Annotated in this window: 15 protein-coding genes; 10 read left to right on the top strand and 5 right to left on the bottom strand. The window is 52.4% G+C overall.

What is annotated here, in order from left to right:
• Position 1 precedes the first annotated feature (1 nt).
• The 6 genes from ACSSVF_RS03815 (at position 2) to metW (ending at position 5,523) form a co-directional block, all read left to right on the top strand.
• A complete protein-coding gene (locus ACSSVF_RS03815) occupies positions 2-850 on the top strand; it encodes a DNA alkylation repair protein (protein ID WP_492405594.1) in 849 nt (282 codons plus the stop codon).
• 2 nt (positions 851-852) lie between these two features.
• Complete coding sequence (prmC, locus tag ACSSVF_RS03810; RefSeq protein WP_492405592.1) at positions 853-1,695, top strand: peptide chain release factor N(5)-glutamine methyltransferase; 843 nt, start codon at positions 853-855, stop codon at positions 1,693-1,695.
• A 46-nt stretch (positions 1,696-1,741) separates the two neighbouring features.
• Positions 1,742-2,875 carry a sterol desaturase family protein gene (locus ACSSVF_RS03805; protein WP_492405590.1) on the top strand — a complete coding sequence of 378 codons (1,134 nt, stop codon included), beginning with the start codon at positions 1,742-1,744 and terminating at the stop codon, positions 2,873-2,875.
• 63 nt (positions 2,876-2,938) lie between these two features.
• Positions 2,939-3,736: a TIGR01458 family HAD-type hydrolase gene (locus ACSSVF_RS03800; RefSeq protein ID WP_492405589.1), complete on the top strand. Its 798-nt coding sequence runs from the start codon at positions 2,939-2,941 to the stop codon at positions 3,734-3,736.
• A gap of 54 nt (positions 3,737-3,790) precedes the next feature.
• Positions 3,791-4,918, top strand: a complete 1,128-nt coding sequence (gene metX, locus ACSSVF_RS03795) for a homoserine O-succinyltransferase MetX (RefSeq protein WP_492405587.1) — start codon at positions 3,791-3,793, stop codon at positions 4,916-4,918.
• Complete coding sequence (gene metW, locus ACSSVF_RS03790) at positions 4,915-5,523, top strand: methionine biosynthesis protein MetW (RefSeq protein ID WP_492405585.1); 609 nt, start codon at positions 4,915-4,917, stop codon at positions 5,521-5,523. The genes metX and metW overlap by 4 nt, the downstream gene beginning before the upstream one ends.
• 238 nt (positions 5,524-5,761) lie before the next feature.
• On the opposite strand, the gene ACSSVF_RS03785 is transcribed toward metW, so the two are convergent.
• Positions 5,762-7,645, bottom strand: a complete 1,884-nt coding sequence (locus ACSSVF_RS03785; RefSeq protein ID WP_492405583.1) for a sigma-54-dependent Fis family transcriptional regulator — start codon at positions 7,643-7,645, stop codon at positions 5,762-5,764.
• A 270-nt stretch (positions 7,646-7,915) separates the two neighbouring features.
• On the opposite strand from ACSSVF_RS03785, the gene ACSSVF_RS03780 reads away from it, so the two are divergent.
• The 3 genes from ACSSVF_RS03780 (at position 7,916) to ACSSVF_RS03770 (ending at position 11,472) form a co-directional block, all read left to right on the top strand.
• Positions 7,916-9,784 carry a methanol/ethanol family PQQ-dependent dehydrogenase gene (locus ACSSVF_RS03780; protein ID WP_492405581.1) on the top strand — a complete coding sequence of 623 codons (1,869 nt, stop codon included), beginning with the start codon at positions 7,916-7,918 and terminating at the stop codon, positions 9,782-9,784.
• A gap of 78 nt (positions 9,785-9,862) precedes the next feature.
• The gene (locus ACSSVF_RS03775; RefSeq protein ID WP_492406301.1) at positions 9,863-10,123 is read left to right on the top strand and encodes a c-type cytochrome; all 261 of its coding nucleotides are present in this window, start codon (positions 9,863-9,865) and stop codon (positions 10,121-10,123) included.
• A 104-nt stretch (positions 10,124-10,227) separates the two neighbouring features.
• Positions 10,228-11,472, top strand: coding sequence for an AmpG family muropeptide MFS transporter (locus ACSSVF_RS03770; RefSeq protein ID WP_492405580.1), 1,245 nt, complete (start codon positions 10,228-10,230; stop codon positions 11,470-11,472).
• Between the two features lie 160 nt (positions 11,473-11,632).
• On the opposite strand, the gene ACSSVF_RS03765 is transcribed toward ACSSVF_RS03770, so the two are convergent.
• A complete protein-coding gene (locus ACSSVF_RS03765) occupies positions 11,633-12,829 on the bottom strand; it encodes an MFS transporter (RefSeq protein WP_492405578.1) in 1,197 nt (398 codons plus the stop codon).
• A 29-nt stretch (positions 12,830-12,858) separates the two neighbouring features.
• Positions 12,859-13,632, bottom strand: coding sequence for an exodeoxyribonuclease III (locus ACSSVF_RS03760; RefSeq protein ID WP_492405576.1), 774 nt, complete (start codon positions 13,630-13,632; stop codon positions 12,859-12,861).
• 27 nt (positions 13,633-13,659) lie between these two features.
• Between ACSSVF_RS03760 and pyrE the strand changes: the two genes are divergently transcribed.
• Complete coding sequence (gene pyrE, locus ACSSVF_RS03755; protein WP_492405574.1) at positions 13,660-14,307, top strand: orotate phosphoribosyltransferase; 648 nt, start codon at positions 13,660-13,662, stop codon at positions 14,305-14,307.
• Between the two features lie 44 nt (positions 14,308-14,351).
• Here pyrE and ACSSVF_RS03750 read toward each other — a convergent pair whose 3' ends face one another.
• Positions 14,352-14,741 carry a YidB family protein gene (locus tag ACSSVF_RS03750; protein WP_492405573.1) on the bottom strand — a complete coding sequence of 130 codons (390 nt, stop codon included), beginning with the start codon at positions 14,739-14,741 and terminating at the stop codon, positions 14,352-14,354.
• A gap of 179 nt (positions 14,742-14,920) precedes the next feature.
• Positions 14,921-15,931, bottom strand: coding sequence for a CDP-6-deoxy-delta-3,4-glucoseen reductase (locus ACSSVF_RS03745; RefSeq protein ID WP_492405572.1), 1,011 nt, complete (start codon positions 15,929-15,931; stop codon positions 14,921-14,923).
• Positions 15,932-15,951: the final 20 nt, after the last annotated feature.

Here is a 15,951-nt window from a genome sequence, read left to right as displayed (position 1 = left end):
CATGCACTCTTTCCGCCTACCTGCGGCGCCACGCAGTATTCAAAAAGACCAGCCGATCAAATTCATCCTGGATACGGAAGCCATTGATTGCCTGGCGCACAATATTGCGCTGGTGCATCCTGGTTTTGATGCGCAGGCATTCACACAGTTGGCGCTTACTAACATCGCCCCACTGGGTTTTATGGACCGCTCTGCCCATATTGCCGCGGCACTGAAAGCGACCTTGCCGGCCAAGTTTGCCGAGGCAACTGAAGTTTTAATCAATACACTGACGCCCCCTAATATACATACCGAGCGCTTGGGGTTGAGCGTGTTTTTCTATTTGCCGCATACCCGTTTTATTGCGGAATATGGCCGCGATGTTTTGCACAATGCCGGGGAAGACCCTTTTGACGCCGCCATGCGCGCGCAATATGAGTTGACCCGCCGCTTCACTGCCGAATTTTCCATCCGTCCCTTTTTAACGCATGATTTTGAGCGTACGCTGCACCAGCTCACGCAGTGGCTGGATGACCCGGATCCGCATGTGCGACGCCTGTGTTCGGAAGGCACCCGCTCCCGCTTACCGTGGGGTGCGCGCATCCCGCAACTGATCAAAGACCCGACGCCGACCCTGCCTATCCTGGAAGCATTGAAAAGCGACCCCAGCCTGTATGTGCGGCGTAGTGTGGCCAACCATGTCGGTGATATTGCCAAAGACCATCCGCAGATTGCTTTTGAGCTGTGTGACCGCTGGTTAACTAACGCCGACAAAGAGTTGAAATGGGTGATCCGCCACGCGGTGCGCCATCCGGCGAAACAAGGTAATGCCACCGCGATTGCCTTGCGCAAAGCTGCCGGGGGCAGGTAGCCATGCCACAGACGGTGCAACAATTGTTGCTAGCAGCGCGGCAACAGCTGGCGCAAGCTGTGCCTGCCAGCGAGGCTTCCATAGAAGCACAGCTATTGCTGATGCATGTATTGAATGTGAACCGCGCCTGGTTGCTGGCACATGCTACAGATGACGTGCCTGAAAAGCCTACGCAAGATTTCACCCACTTACTGCAACGCCGCCTGCAAGGTGAGCCCATCGCTTACATTCTCGGCTATCGTGAATTCTTTGGCCTTCAGCTCCGCGTCACACCAGACACGCTGATCCCACGCCCTGATACTGAAACCCTGGTTGAAGCGGCCCTGCAGAAAATCACGCAACCATTGCAGGTACTGGATTTAGGCACCGGCACCGGCGCCATCGCCCTGGCCATTGCCCGGCATGCACCGCTATCGCATGTCACCGCCGTGGATGCTTCAGCCGCGGCCTTGAAGGTGGCTGAAACAAACCGGCAAAACTTGCAGCTTGGCAACGTCACCTTGCTGCATAGCCACTGGTTTTCTCAGCTCGCCCAGCAGAGATTCGACCTTATCGTCAGCAATCCGCCGTATATCGAAGCGGCTGACCAGCATTTAACCCAGGGCGATCTACGCTTTGAGCCTTTGTCAGCACTGGCTGCGGGCGACGATGGCCTGGCGGATATCCGACAGATTATCGCGCAGGCGCCGGGCTATTTAAATCAAGGCGGCTGGCTGATGCTGGAACACGGTTACAACCAGGCTGAGGCGGTGCAATCCCTCTATCAAACGGCCGGATTTCAGCATATTCAAACTTTGCGCGATTTAGGCGACAATCCCAGGGTTACGCTGGCGCAGTGGCTATAAACACTTAAACTCGCTAAAAATAATCAACGACAAAAAAGGGGGAATCATGATTCATAAATTACGTCTGGCGATACGCAACGACCTGGAAGCACCGGAAGAATTAAGGCGTTTTGGTTCGGGCTGGTTAAGTGGCGTGGCCGCACTGGTGTTTGGCATTGCCAGCCTGTGCCTGCTGCTTGGCGAGCGCCTGCAAGGCGTGTTCTCCACACAAATGCTGGCGCCATTGTATGCGCTGCCACAATTCACACTGATCATTCAGGGCTTGTTGGTGCTCAGCTTTCTGCTGGCTTGCACCAACCTGGTGTTGCGCAGGAACCGTATCCTGGGCTTCAGCGCTATCCTGCTGGTGCTGGTCACCATGACTATCGCGCAAACGCTGGCGGCGCAGGCGGCCCGCACAAATAGCCTCGCGCTGAGCCTGGACTGGTTTGTGCTCAATATATTCCTGACCGGCTTTTTGTTTATCCCGCTGGAAAAACTGTTTGGCCGCCTGACCCAGCAGGCGTTATTCAGGGATGAATGGCGCGAGGACCTGTTTTACTTTTTAATCAGCAGCGTGTTTGTGCAGACGCTGACGCTATTTACCCTGGCACCCTCAATGACGGTATTACACTACACCGGTGACTGGGCAACGTTTAGAGATGCCGTTGCCAGCCAGCCACTATGGTTGCAAGTGATTGAAATCATGTTCCTGACGGACTTTGTCCAGTACTGGTTTCATCGTGCGTTTCACCAGGTGCCGTTTCTGTGGGGATTCCACGCCGTGCATCATTCGGCCAAAAAGATGGATTGGCTGGCCGGTTCGCGCATGCATATTGTGGAAATCATCGGCCTGCGCAGCATGACCGTGATCCCGATGTATGCACTCGGGTTTGCTGAAGCGGCATTGCATATCTATATTTTGCTGGTCTACCTGAATGCCACTTTTGTGCACGCCAACGTGCGTTTCAATGTCGAATGGCTGAAACCATTGATTGTGACGCCACGTTTTCACCATTGGCACCACGGCATTGAGAAAGAAGCGATCGATGTGAATTTTGCCATCCACTTTCCCTTATTCGACAGGTTATTCGGTACTTATTACATGCCAAAAAACCAATGGCCTAGCGGCTATGGTATCGGCGGCCATCCAGTACCCAATGGTTATTGGAAACAATTGCTGTATCCCTTTAAAAAGTAATTCACCGTTGTGCACGATTCTTGCTGCATCAGGTCAATATGATTGCAGCAAGAAAGGTCGCCTATGTTTAATTTCAACGCAATAAAAGCCGTCCTGTTCGATCTGGATGGGGTCTTGTATATCGGCAACCAGCTGATTCCGGGCGCACTGGCAGCGGTTGCACAGTTGCGCAAAGCCGGCATCGCCGTGCGTTTTGTCACCAACACCAGCACGTTGTCACTAGCCTCTTTACAACAAAAGCTGAACCGGCTTGGCTTCAATACGGTGCCTGAAGAAATCATGAGTGCACCACAAGCGACCATCCAACACTTGAATAAACAGCCTAACCCGGTATGCAAACTGCTCCTGGCGGAAGACGTCAAACAGGACTTCGCCTGTTTTGATCAATCGGACACGGCGGCCAACTATGTGGTGATTGGCGATATCGGTGACCAATGGTCTTATGAATTACTTAATGAAGTGTTTCACTGCCTGGTGAATGGCGCGCAACTGATCGCCATCCATAAAAACCGTTTCTGGCAGACCGAAACCGGGCTGCAAATGGATATTGGCGCGTTTGTCACTGGTCTCGAATATGCCAGCAATACCAAAGCCATGCTGATGGGTAAACCTTCACGGCATTTTTTCAATATTGCGGTGGATGCCTTACGCCTGAAACCTTCTGAGGTGATGATGGTAGGCGATGATATTGATGCGGATGTCGGTGGCGCGCAAGATGCCGGGTTACATGGCGTGTTGGTGAAAACCGGCAAATACCGTGAAACATATACGCGGCTGTCTGCTGTCGACCCCGATGCGGTCATCCACTCGGTGGCAGACCTGCCGGCCTTGCTCGGTTGCCTGTCTGCCGCGCCGCAGTAAACGCGGCAGCGCTCCCACTCGCCGTTTATACACGCCACATAGTATAATCCCGGCATGTCTGAATTGAATTCTGTTGGTATTGTGAAAGCGCAGGTAGCGCATTTCAACAAGCCACTCACCTTGCAAAGTGGCGCCGTGTTGCCACAATACCATCTTACGTATGAAACCTACGGCGAACTCAACGCGACCAAATCCAATGCGGTGCTGATCTGTCATGCGTTATCCGGCAATCATCATGTGGCTGGCCGTTATTCTGAAGATGACAAATACCCGGGCTGGTGGGATAACCTGATCGGTCCGGGCCGGCCGCTGGATACCAACAAGTTTTTTGTGATTGGCCTCAATAACCTGGGCGGCTGTCATGGCAGTAGCGGGCCATCGAGCGTGGACCCGCTGACGGATAGGCCTTACAGCGCGACGTTTCCGGTCGTGACGGTTGAAGACTGGGTGGAATCGCAAGCGCGCCTGCTGGATCATCTGGGGATAACACAACTGGCTGCGGTCATCGGCGGCAGCCTGGGCGGCATGCAAGCCCTGCAATGGAATATCGCTTTCCCCGAACGTGTGCGGCATGCATTCGTGATTGCTTCTGCCCCCAATTTGACCGCACAAAACATGGCGTTTAATGAAGTTGCACGCCAGGCCATTATCACCGATCCGGAATTTTACGAAGGCGACTATTACAATCATGGCACCGTGCCGCGCCGCGGTTTGCGCATTGCACGCATGCTAGGCCATATCACCTACCTTTCTGACGATGTGATGGGTGAAAAATTCGGCCGCAAACTGCGCCATGGTGAGCTCAAATACGGCTTCGATGTTGAATTTGAGATGGAGTCTTACCTGCGTTACCAAGGCGATAAATTTGCCGGTGAGTTTGATGCCAACACCTATTTGCGCATGACGCGCGCACTGGATTATTTTGACCCGGCCAAAGCATACGGTGGTGATTTAAGCCAGGCGCTAAGTAAGGCACAAGCCAAGTTTATCGTCATCTCATTTACCACCGATTGGCGTTTTTCACCCAGTCGCTCGCGTGAAATCGTGCAGGCATTGCTGGATAACGCCTTGCCGGTCAAATATGCTGAGGTCACTTCGGCGCATGGCCATGATGCATTTTTAATGCCGGACCCACATTATCACGACATCATGCGTGCTTATTTAGAGCAGGTCAAAGTATGAAAAATGCAAATATTACAAATATTCGCCCAGACTTTGCATTAATAACAAATTGGGTGCGTTCGAAAACCAAAGTTCTTGACCTTGGTTGCGGCGATGGCACTTTGCTCACGCATTTGCACGAAACGCTGGATACCACCGGTTATGGTGTGGAAAAAGACGACGCCAATTGGCTGGAAGCGCTCAGGAATGGCGTCGATGTCATCCAGATGAACCTGGAAGACGGCTTATCCGGCTTTGAAGATCAATCGTTTGATACCGTGATTTTGTCGCAAACTTTGCAAGCCATGCACAATACCGAAACCATTGTTGAAGAAATGTTACGCGTCGGCCGCGAAGCGATTGTGACTTTCCCTAACTTTGGTTACTGGCGTAACCGGATGCAAATTACGCTGGGCAATATGCCCGTATCAAAAACCCTGCCTTACCAATGGTATGACACACCCAACGTGCACTTATGCACCATTCATGATTTTGACCAGTTTTGTACCGATCACCACATCCAGGTCATTGAACGCAAAGTCATCACCGATGGCGAAGATGTGCATGTATTACCGAACCTGATGGGTAACCTGGCCATGTACCGACTGAAAAGTGCTCGCAGCTGACCAATCTGTCTGCGCCGGTCACTTCTTACGGCGTTAACTGCAGCATCAGTGGTCATTGCAAATCCGTGACTTTCCAGTTGGCGCAAGTAAAAGGCGCACCAGAAGCCGACAGCTACGCCATGATGTTGCTGGGCCCGGGTGTGATGGGCGCTGTTGTACGTCGGCGCCAGTAAACTTTAAATAAAGCCATGAAAAAAGCCCCGGTCTTATGCCGGGGCTTTTATTTTTTACAGAATGATCAAGTGAGATGCAACGCTTTTAAACGGCGATAAAGCGTATTTCTGCTCATGCCGAGCTGGCGTGCAACGGCGGAGACATTGCCGGCATGCTGTTGCATTGCCGAACGTATGACTTCATCTGATTGCGCTTTTAAAGTCAGTGCCGGGCGTGAAAGCGGCTCACTGCTGGTGACTTCTAGCTCCTCCAGGAAATCCTGCGTGAGATGTGGCAAGTTGATCGCGGCACCATCTGCCAGCGCGATTGCCGTGCGCAAGACATTATGCAGTTGCCGCACGTTGCCAGGCCATGGGTGGCGGGCAAACAACGCCATGACTTCAGGGCTGATTTCAGTGTGCGGTGATTGCTCTACCTGCAAAATCAAGCTGATCAGGCGCTGCAGATCCTGGCGCTGGTTTAAGGAGGGCAACTGCACGGCCAGGCCATTGATGCGGTAATACAGATCACTGCGAAACTCACCGGCAGCGACTTTATCTTTCAACTTCTGGTTGGTGGCGCTGATTAACATGAAATTAACCGGAATGGATTTACTGGCACCCAACGGCGTCACGCACCGCTCTTGCAGTACGCGTAACAGCCGCGCCTGCAAAGACAGTGGCATATCACCGATTTCATCCAAAAATAAAGTGCCGCCATCTGCCTGTTGTATCTTGCCCTGATTGCCTTTGCGCTTGGCGCCGGTGTAGGCGCCCTCTTCATAGCCAAATAATTCAGCTTCAATCAGCCCTTCTGGCAAAGCGGCGCAATTGACCGCGATAAAAGGATGATGGCGACGGCTGCTGGCATCGTGGATGGCGCGAGAAAACAGCTCTTTGCCCGCACCGGTGTCGCCCAGCACCAGCATGGGGATATCGCGATTCAACACCTGTTTGACCTGGGTGATGGCCTGTTTCAGTTGAGGGTCGCCGGTATCCAGCATCTCCAGGCTGGCAGCGGATTCGCGCGCCTGGGAAACAACCGGCCGTGCAGGCGAAGTATTTTTCACCGAGGCGCGTGCAAACAGGCGGGCGCCGTTACGTAATTGCAGTGGAAACAACACATCACTTCCCAGGCAACGCTGCTTGAATGCGCTCCAGGGTTCATCAAACACATCATCAAAAAGCACACGGCGATTGGCCAGCACATCCTCATCCAACGGCAACCCGAACTGGAATTGGCCACTGCGGTTGATGGCCCGCAATTGGCCATCACTGCCAAATAGCGCCAGGCCTTCCCACAAGGTGCCAATAAACTCGGCACGGGCATGAAAATGCACACCGATGTCGCCTTGTGCCGTGGCATGGAATAAACGGTTTTCCACCATTTGTGCCGCCATTTTGACCAGGGCCAGTGTGTGTTGCTGTGGCTGGTTCAAGTCGTTCGACACATCCAGCGTGGCGACCAGCTGATTGTTAGCCGCAAAGATAGGCACTGCCGAGCAACTGAGCGAATGATGATAGGCCATAAAGTGTTCGGCGCCCTGGACGCTGATAGGCGCCCGCTCCACCAGGGCAGTGCCTATGGCGTTGGTGCCTCGGTGCTCTTCACTCCACGAAGCACCGGGTAACAACGATGCACGGATATCGCCTTGTTCAACGCCTTCACCCATGGTGCGCAAAATCACGCCATCGCTATCTGTGAGTATCACCAGGCTACGCGTGTGCGCGATCTGCCCGCTCAGGGTCAGCATCTCGGGTTCGGCGTGGGTGAGCAACAAACTGTTTTTTTCCAGCCGCTGTGTCAACTCCTGTGCCGTAATGATCTGGTCATGTGCGGGTGCCTGCTCATCCACCCCTTTGACCATGCAGCGACGCCAGGAGCGTTCAATCGCTTCGGCAATCGCCAGTTGATCATCGCGCATGGCTGGCAATGATGTTTGCGAGGAGGCTGGAGAAAACTTGGACATGACCGCTTGCACACCTGTATCACGTGATTGAACAACTGTACCGATCTGACACAACATTGAACAGTTTTCACTGTTGCAATGCGGAATGTCGTGCCTGGTACCAATAAATAACCGTTTGATTTTAATTCATTTTTTTCATTAACCCAAATAAAACACGCTGTTGGCACAGGCGTTGCAATCATTGCCCTGCGAGTAGCAAAAGAAGCTTTTGTTTACTGGCGTGCAAATCACTTATTCCAGCTTCAAACACACCATTTTTTGGAGGTATGTATGCAACACAACATCAAGCTTGCCATCACTGCAATGATGCTAGCCGGCATGAGCACCAGCGCATGGGCCAATGCAGAGCTGGACGCTTTAATGAAGGACGATAACCAATGGGCCATGGCGCGTAAAGATTACGCGAATCAGGGTTATAGCAAACTGTCACAAATCAACAAAGGCAATGTCAAAAACGTCAAACTGGCCTGGACATTTGCCACTGGTGTTAACCGTGGTCACGAAGGTGCACCGCTGGTGATCGGCAACACAATGTTTATCCACACTGCGTTTCCTAACAATGTGTATGCCCTCAATCTGGACGATAACCAGAAAATCCTGTGGTCTTACTTTCCCAAGCAGGATCCGGATGTGCAATCTGTCTTGTGTTGTGACAACGTGAACAAAGGCCTGGGTTACGGCGACGGCAAGATTTTCCTGCAGCAGAACAATGGTGTGCTGGTAGCGCTGGATGCAAAAACCGGCGCCAAATTATGGGACGTAAAAGTCAACGATCCTAAAACAGGCGCGGCCAATACCAACGTGCCTCACGTGTTTAAAGACAAAGTAGTGACCGGCTGTTCAGGCGGCGAATTCGGTGTGCGTTGCCATATCTCTGCCTACAGCATCAAAGACGGCAGCCTGTTGTGGAAAGCCTACAGCACCGGCCCGGATAGCGAAATGCTGATCGGCAAAGACTTTAACAAAGAGAATCCGCATTACAGCGCGTTGTCTGTCTACCAGGATGTGAACGGTGGCAACAAAGAAGGCGGTTCTTTCAAGCCTCTGGATAAATCTCAACTGAAATACCCGGAAGCTGACCTGGGTGTACGCACCTGGCATAAACCGCAGCAGCAAAAAGATGGCTGGCAGAACGGGGGTGGCCCGACCTGGGGCTGGTATTCATATGATCCGAAATTGAACCTGATGTATTACGGCACCGGCAACCCTGGTACCTGGAACCCGGATGTACGCCCTGGCGACAACAAGTGGTCGATGACGATTTTTGCGCGTGACCTCGACACCGGCATGGCGCGTTGGGCCTACCAGATGACCCCGCACGATGAGTGGGATTATGACGGTATGAACGAAATCATCCTGTGGGAAGCCAATGGTAAGCAACTGGCTTCACATTTTGACCGCAACGGCTTTGGCTATACCTTTGACCGCACCAACGGCAGCCTGCTGGTGGCAGAAAAAATGCATCCGTTCGTCAACTGGGCGAGCAAGATTGATCTGAAAACCGGCATCCCGGTGAAAGATGCCAAATACTCCACGCACCAGGATTACAACGCCAAAGGCATTTGTCCATCAGCGTTAGGTGTAAAGGACGAACAGCCCGCCGCTTACTCACCCAAGAACAAAATGTTCTACGTGCCACTTAACCACGTGTGCATGACTTATGAGCCAGTTGAGTCTAAGTACGTGGCAGGCCAGCCTTGGGTAGGAGCGACCTTAACCATGTTTGCCGGGCCTGACGGCGTGATGGGCGGCTTTATGGCATGGGATGCGTTAAAAGGCAAAGCACAGTGGTACAACAAAGAGAAATTCTCGGCCTGGGGTGGTGCGCTGGTGACTGCTTCTGACCTGGTGTTCTACGGCACGCTGGACCGCTGGGTAAAAGCACTGGATGCCAAAACCGGTAAAGAGCTCTGGAAATTCCAGGTAGGCTCCGGCGTGGTAGGCAACGTCATCACTTACGGCCACAAAGGCAAACAATACGTGGGGGTATTGTCAGGCATTGGTGGCTGGGCAGGGGTGGCGATGAACCTCGGCCTGACCAATGAAACCGATGGCCTGGGGGCTGCCGGAGGCTACAAAGAGCTGACCAAGTACAACGCTGCCCCTGGTGGCGGTGGCATGAACGTGTTCAGTTTATAAATAGATCATCAAGGAACATCTATGACCAAATTAGAAATCTTAATCACAGGCGCTTTGCTTGCTACGGCAACCACAGCCATGGCAGCGCCAAACGCAGAAGCACTGGCACAAAAAAGTAATTGTTTGATGTGCCACAGTATAGATAAAAAAATCCTGGGCCCAGCTTATAAAGAGGTTGCCGCGAAATACAAAGGCGACAAAACGGCTGAAGCCAAGCTGATCCAGAAAGTGAAAGCTGGCGGTAGTGGCGCGTGGGGGGATATGCCTATGCCGCCCAATAGTCCGCAAGTGAAGGACGAGGACATTAAAACCCTGGTCCAGTGGATATTAAGTTTGTAGTACCCCTATTTGCACGGTTTGATCTCCGAGTGTGCCAACCCGGAAGGGTTGGCTTTTTTTTGCCCGGTCAGTGGCGGCCAAATAAAAGCGATTACAATGCTGGCATGACCATTGCAAAAACGCTATTCAACCGTCGCATGCTGATGTGTGTGGCGCTAGGCTTCAGTTCCGGCCTGCCGCTTTACCTTTTATTGCAGCTATTACCAGCTTGGCTGCGTAGCGAGGGGCTCAACCTCAAAACCATCGCCGCCTTTGCCTTTATGCAACTGCCCTATACCTGGAAGTTTTTGTGGGCGCCATTGATGGACAGATACACATTGCTGGCCAGGTTTGGCCGCCGGCGCAGCTGGATTCTGGCGACGCAACTGGCGTTATTCGCCAGTATTGTTGGCCTGGGCATGTGCCAGCCACAACTGGATATTTCCACCGTGGCCCTGCTTGCGACGCTGGTGGCCTTATTCTCCGCCAGCCAGGATATCGTGATTGATGCCTACCGCCGCGAAATACTCAGTGATGAAGAGCTGGGCCTGGGCAACAGCATACACGTCAATGCTTACCGCATCGCAGGCCTGGTGCCCGGCTCACTAGCACTGATCCTGGCAGACCATATGGCCTGGTCACAAGTATTTTTGATCGTTGGCTTATTCATGCTGCCCGGCATTGGATTCACCTTATGGTCGCAAGAACCTGCTGTCACCATTATTCCCAAAACATTACTGCAATCAGTGGTAGAGCCCTTTAAAGAATTCATGCAACGCAATGGCTGGCAATACGCGCTATGGGTACTGCTGTTTATCCTGCTATACAAACTGGGCGACAGCATGGCGACAGCGCTGGCTACGCCGTTTTACATTGATATGGGCTTTAGCAAGACCGATATCGGCGCGATTGCCAAAGGCAGTGGCCTGGTCATGCAGATTGCCGGTGCCTTTGTCGGCGGCTTATGGATGCTCAAACTTGGCATTAACCGCGGTTTGTGGATTTTTGGCGTGGTACAGGCTTTATCCATTTTGGGTTTTGCCTGGCTGGCACACAGCGGCCCCTTTCTCGAGATTGGCGCGGCTGAACGCAGCATGCTGGCCATTGTGATTGGCGCAGAGGCTTTTGGCATCGGTTTGGGCACGGCTGCGTATGTGGCATATATGGCGCGTGAAACCAACCCCGCCTATACCGCGACGCAACTGGCATTATTCACAAGCTTATCTGCGGTGCCTCGCTCGATATTTAACGCGCTGACCGGTGGCATGGTTGAAAGCCTGGGCTGGGAACAGTTTTTTTATGTGTGTACGTTATTGGCGATTCCGGGGATGGTGTTGTTGTTTAGGGTAGCGCCGTGGCGGGTGCGCTAAGTGTTCTGCGGTTAACCACAGAGCAAGGCCGTTTTAAACAGATATTCCCTGCAACAGGTCGTCATTCTGGCCTAAGCCAGAATGACGACCTGTTGCAGGAGGGGGTACCTGCTTCGCACATAATTCAACCGTTACCCAATCGTACAGCAGATGAGAAATCCTACTTAGGCTTTACCTCTCTAATGGGCAAGTTAACCACCGCCGCTAATGTAGCCAGCACAATATCTCCCACCCACATCCACTGATAATCCCCATTGGCATAAAACACCAGCCCACCCAACCAGGCACCAAAAAAACCGCCGATCTGGTGACTTAACAAGGTTAATCCAAACAAGGTAGCTAAATATCTAGGACCAAATAACTTGCCCACCAGCCCGGCAGTGGGTGGCACCGTAGAGAGCCAGGTAAAGCCAAGCACTGCCGCAAATAGATAAAACGTCCATTCCGTTTTCGGCGCTGCCAGATAGAGGCCCACGGCAACGGCACGCGACGCGTACATCCAGAACAGGATCATTTTCATGCGTTGTGTTTGTCCCAGCCATCCTGCGTATAAACTGCCCACCACATTGGCCAGGCCGATAATCGCCAGTGAAGTGGCACCCACTGCTGGTGATAATCCACAAAGATTCACTTCACCGGGCAGGTGCGTGACCAGGAAGGCAATATGGAAACCACAAGTGAAAAACCCGGCATGCAGGCAAAGATAGCTGCGATCTTTAAAGGCGATGCGTATTTGTTGCCTGAGGGTAATCGTTGCTGGTGCATTGACAGCGTTTTGTGCACTGGCAGCCCGGTTTTCTCGCAACGGTAGCGCCAGAAAAATACTGCTTAACGAGGTGAGTGCCAGCATCAGCAGGGCATTGATCCAGTTAAAAGAATGGATCAGCGCTTGTGCCAGGGGTGCAAATATAAATTGTCCGAACGAGCCGCCGGCGTTAATAAATCCGGCCGCAAAAGAACGGCGTTCGGCGGGCAATCGCGCTGCTACAGCACCGATCAGGATGGAGAAGCTGCCTGCCCCTGCGCCCACCGCCGTGAGGATGCCAATAGAAAATACCAGGCCGAATTCGGAGCTGACAAATGGGGTCACGGCCAACCCGGCTGCCATAAGCAAGGTGCCGATCACAATCACTTTGAATGAGCCGACGCGGTCAGCCAGCATGCCGAATAAGGGTTGCGCCAAGCCCCAGGCAAACTGGGCCATGGCCATGGCAAAGCTTATGGTGACTATGCCTAGCCCAGTGCTGGTGTTTAGCGGCGAAACAAACAGGCCTAACGATTGCCGTATGCCCATAGTCACAGCCAGGATGGCAGCAGCTGCGATAATGATCGCCCATATGTTTTGCTGTTTATGCATATCCACCCCTTTAAGCAATAAGCTAGTGACTAATCCTGGTAATCCACTATCAGTGGCGCGTGGTCACTGAAGCGCTCTGCTTTATACACACTCACCGTGGTTGCCCGCTGCGCCAATGCCTGCGTGACCAGCTGGTAATCGATACGCCAGCCTACATTTTTCGCCCAGGCCTGGCCGCGGTTACTCCACCAGGTATAACATTCATCGGTGGTTTCAGGGTGTAAAGTGCGGTAGACATCTACCCAGCCTACCCGCCCCAGGATATCTGTCATCCACGCACGCTCTTCAGGCAGAAAGCCGGAGTTCTTTCGATTGCCTTTATAATTTTTAAGGTCGATTTCCTGGTGCGCAATATTCCAGTCACCGCAAATCACCACCTCGCGGCCGCCGGCAATCAGTTGCTCCAGATGCGGCAGAAATAAGGCCAGCACCTGAAACTTGAATTGCTGTCGCTCTTCACCGCTAGAACCACTGGGCAGGTATAAAGACACCACGCTCAGGTTGCCATACTGGCATTCCAGGTAACGGCCTTCGGCATCGATGGATGCATGCCCCAAGCCGATAATGACTTTATCTGCAGGCTGTTTGCTGTAAATGCCAACGCCGCTATAGCCCTTTTTTTCGGCATAGTGAAAGTAGCCGTGATAGCCGGGCGGTTGCAACATCTCCGGCTGCAGATCCGCCGCCTGTGCTTTGAGCTCCTGCAAACAGACGATATCGGCCTGGCTGGCCGCCAGCCATGGCAAAAAGCCTTTGTTGCAGGCTGAACGTATGCCATTCAGGTTCAAGGTTATAATACGCATTGTTCAAATTCTTTCTGTTTTTCTCAAATGACTGCAAAACCAATTAGTGCCGATTTTATTACTTTTTCCATCCAGAAACAGGTGTTACGTTTTGGGGAATTTAAAACCAAAGCGGGTCGTTTAAGCCCGTATTTTTTTAATGCTGGCCTGTTTGATGATGGCGAAAGCCTGCTCAAACTGGGCGAATTCTACGCACATAGTATTCTACAGTCTGGCTTGCAATTCGACATGCTGTTTGGCCCGGCCTATAAAGGTATTCCGCTGGTATCCGCGATCAGTATCGCATTTGCGCGCATGGGGCAGAATTTGCCTTATGCCTATAACCGCAAAGAAGCCAAAGATCACGGCGAAGGCGGTACCTTGGTGGGTGCGCCACTCAAAGGTCGCGTGTTGATTATCGATGATGTGATTTCTGCCGGGACTTCGATTCGTGAATCGGTAGACATGATACGCCAGGCGGGCGCAACCCCTTGCGGCGTCAGCATCGCGCTAGACCGGCAGGAAAAAGGCCTGGGCGAATTATCGGCGGTACAAGAGGTGGAACAAACCAACCAGATGCCGGTAGTGAGCATTGCCAAGCTGGCTGATTTATTTGCTTATCTGCAAGGCAACGAGAGCCTGGCGCAATATTTCCCGGCGATCCAGGCATATCGCGCTCAATATTGCATTTTGTAATAGGTATTTCTGCTTAAAAATAGCGCGTATCAAACGCGCTATTTTTATTTGAGCATGCCCATTAACCTGGACATGATCAGTGCCGGATTATTTTCCACCACCCCGTTTGGCGTCAGTTGATTGACAACATCCGGGATATATTCCGCAATCTTGGCTGTAAGTGCTTCATTGCTCATCCCCAGCTTGGCCGCAATGCCGTTTAATACGCTGGTACCCAATGCGGCGCCTATCTGCTGGGCGGAGACATCCGCATTCGCCCCGGTGCCTACCCAAGAATCGACTTGTTCGCTCAAACCGCCATTTTTTAAGGTTTGCAGAATGCCAGGCAAACCACCATATTGCTGAAACAGCTCCATCGCCATTTTCGCCATCGGGGCTTTGTCGCCCATGACTTTGTTCATCATGGCACCGGCTATATTGTCGAATAATCCCATTGTGGCTCCTATGTTGTTAAATTTTTATTTGTGCCCATCAACAGAGCGTCTTTTGCATGACTTTCCAGAAGATTGTAACGTTTCTTTTCGCCGATAGGGGTCCTGTTTATTATCCTTTGGGCAAGAAAAGGAGCTCGCCTAGCGGCGAAAATAAATCTTATTTAACGATACAAGCAGGGTTATTTCGGCGCGAAGGTAAACGCATCACTATAAAACTCTTGCTCCGGCAATCCGCGCGCGACAAACGTTTCTTTCGCAATATCTACCATCCCCGGCGCGCCACAAACATATATCTCAAACCCAGCCAAATCCGTATGGTCTTCAAGCACTGCCTGATGCACTAATCCACGCCGCCCATGCCAGTCCTCGTTAGATTCGCCCTCTGAAATCACCGGGATATAAGTAATATTAGGCATAAATTCTGCCCAGCGCTGGCAAAGCTCATCCATATACAGGTCATTCACGTGACGGGCACCACGATACAGCAGCACTGGCCGCTGGATATTCTGGTAGATCATGTGCTCTATCATGCCCTTGATCGGTGCAAAACCGGTGCCACCAGCCAACATGATGATGGGTTTGTCATTTTGCTCGCGCAGGAAAAAACTGCCTAACGGTGCTTCCACGCGCAGAATGGTTTTCAAGGGCATCTCGTTGAACACTTGTTCGGTAAAGTGCCCGCCTGCAATCTTGCGGATATGTAGTTCAATAAAGCCGGTTTCATGCGGTGCATTGGCGATGGAAAAAGCACGGCGGCGGCCGTCTTTGAGCAAAAATTCAAGATATTGCCCGGCCATGAATGTCAGCGGTTCAGTCCCTGGTAGTTGCAGGTGCAACACCATGACATCGTCGGTGAGCTGCTCTTTTTTTTGCACACGTACGGGGAGTATGCGCGGTTTGATCCCTTGCACCATATCGATCTGGCGGCATTCAATGACCAGGTCTTCCAGCGGCCTGGCGCAACAAAACAGCGCTTGCCCGCTTGCCAGTTCTGCATCGCTCATGGCGCTGCCCTGATAGTCGTCGTGGAAGACTTTGCCGGTGAGCACTTTGCCTTTGCAGGCACCACAGGCGCCGTTGCGGCAGCCATAAGGCATGTTGATGCCAGCCTCAATCGCCGCTTCCAGCACGGTTTGGCTGGGGCGCACATCAAAAGTGTGGCCGCTGTTTTCTATCAATACACGGTTCATGGCTTATAGTGTCAGAGCGT

Source organism: Methylophilus sp. E2MeOHC9 (assembly GCF_058744375.1).
The sequence above is the reverse complement of the archived record's forward strand: the minus strand, read 5'-3'. Positions and strand labels throughout refer to the sequence as shown.

Coding starts and splice junctions, on each gene's coding strand:
- ACSSVF_RS03765 (WP_492405578.1), bottom strand. CDS start 12,829: ATGCATAAACAGCAAAACATATGGGCGATCATTATCGCAGCTGCTGCC.
- prmC (WP_492405592.1), top strand. CDS start 853: ATGCCACAGACGGTGCAACAATTGTTGCTAGCAGCGCGGCAACAGCTG.
- metW (WP_492405585.1), top strand. CDS start 4,915: ATGAAAAATGCAAATATTACAAATATTCGCCCAGACTTTGCATTAATA.
- ACSSVF_RS03805 (WP_492405590.1), top strand. CDS start 1,742: ATGATTCATAAATTACGTCTGGCGATACGCAACGACCTGGAAGCACCG.
- ACSSVF_RS03775 (WP_492406301.1), top strand. CDS start 9,863: ATGGCAGCGCCAAACGCAGAAGCACTGGCACAAAAAAGTAATTGTTTG.
- ACSSVF_RS03760 (WP_492405576.1), bottom strand. CDS start 13,632: ATGCGTATTATAACCTTGAACCTGAATGGCATACGTTCAGCCTGCAAC.
- metX (WP_492405587.1), top strand. CDS start 3,791: ATGTCTGAATTGAATTCTGTTGGTATTGTGAAAGCGCAGGTAGCGCAT.
- ACSSVF_RS03750 (WP_492405573.1), bottom strand. CDS start 14,741: ATGGGATTATTCGACAATATAGCCGGTGCCATGATGAACAAAGTCATG.
- ACSSVF_RS03800 (WP_492405589.1), top strand. CDS start 2,939: ATGTTTAATTTCAACGCAATAAAAGCCGTCCTGTTCGATCTGGATGGG.
- pyrE (WP_492405574.1), top strand. CDS start 13,660: ATGACTGCAAAACCAATTAGTGCCGATTTTATTACTTTTTCCATCCAG.
- ACSSVF_RS03780 (WP_492405581.1), top strand. CDS start 7,916: ATGCAACACAACATCAAGCTTGCCATCACTGCAATGATGCTAGCCGGC.
- ACSSVF_RS03745 (WP_492405572.1), bottom strand. CDS start 15,931: ATGAACCGTGTATTGATAGAAAACAGCGGCCACACTTTTGATGTGCGC.
- ACSSVF_RS03770 (WP_492405580.1), top strand. CDS start 10,228: ATGACCATTGCAAAAACGCTATTCAACCGTCGCATGCTGATGTGTGTG.
- ACSSVF_RS03785 (WP_492405583.1), bottom strand. CDS start 7,645: ATGTCCAAGTTTTCTCCAGCCTCCTCGCAAACATCATTGCCAGCCATG.
- ACSSVF_RS03815 (WP_492405594.1), top strand. CDS start 2: ATGCACTCTTTCCGCCTACCTGCGGCGCCACGCAGTATTCAAAAAGAC.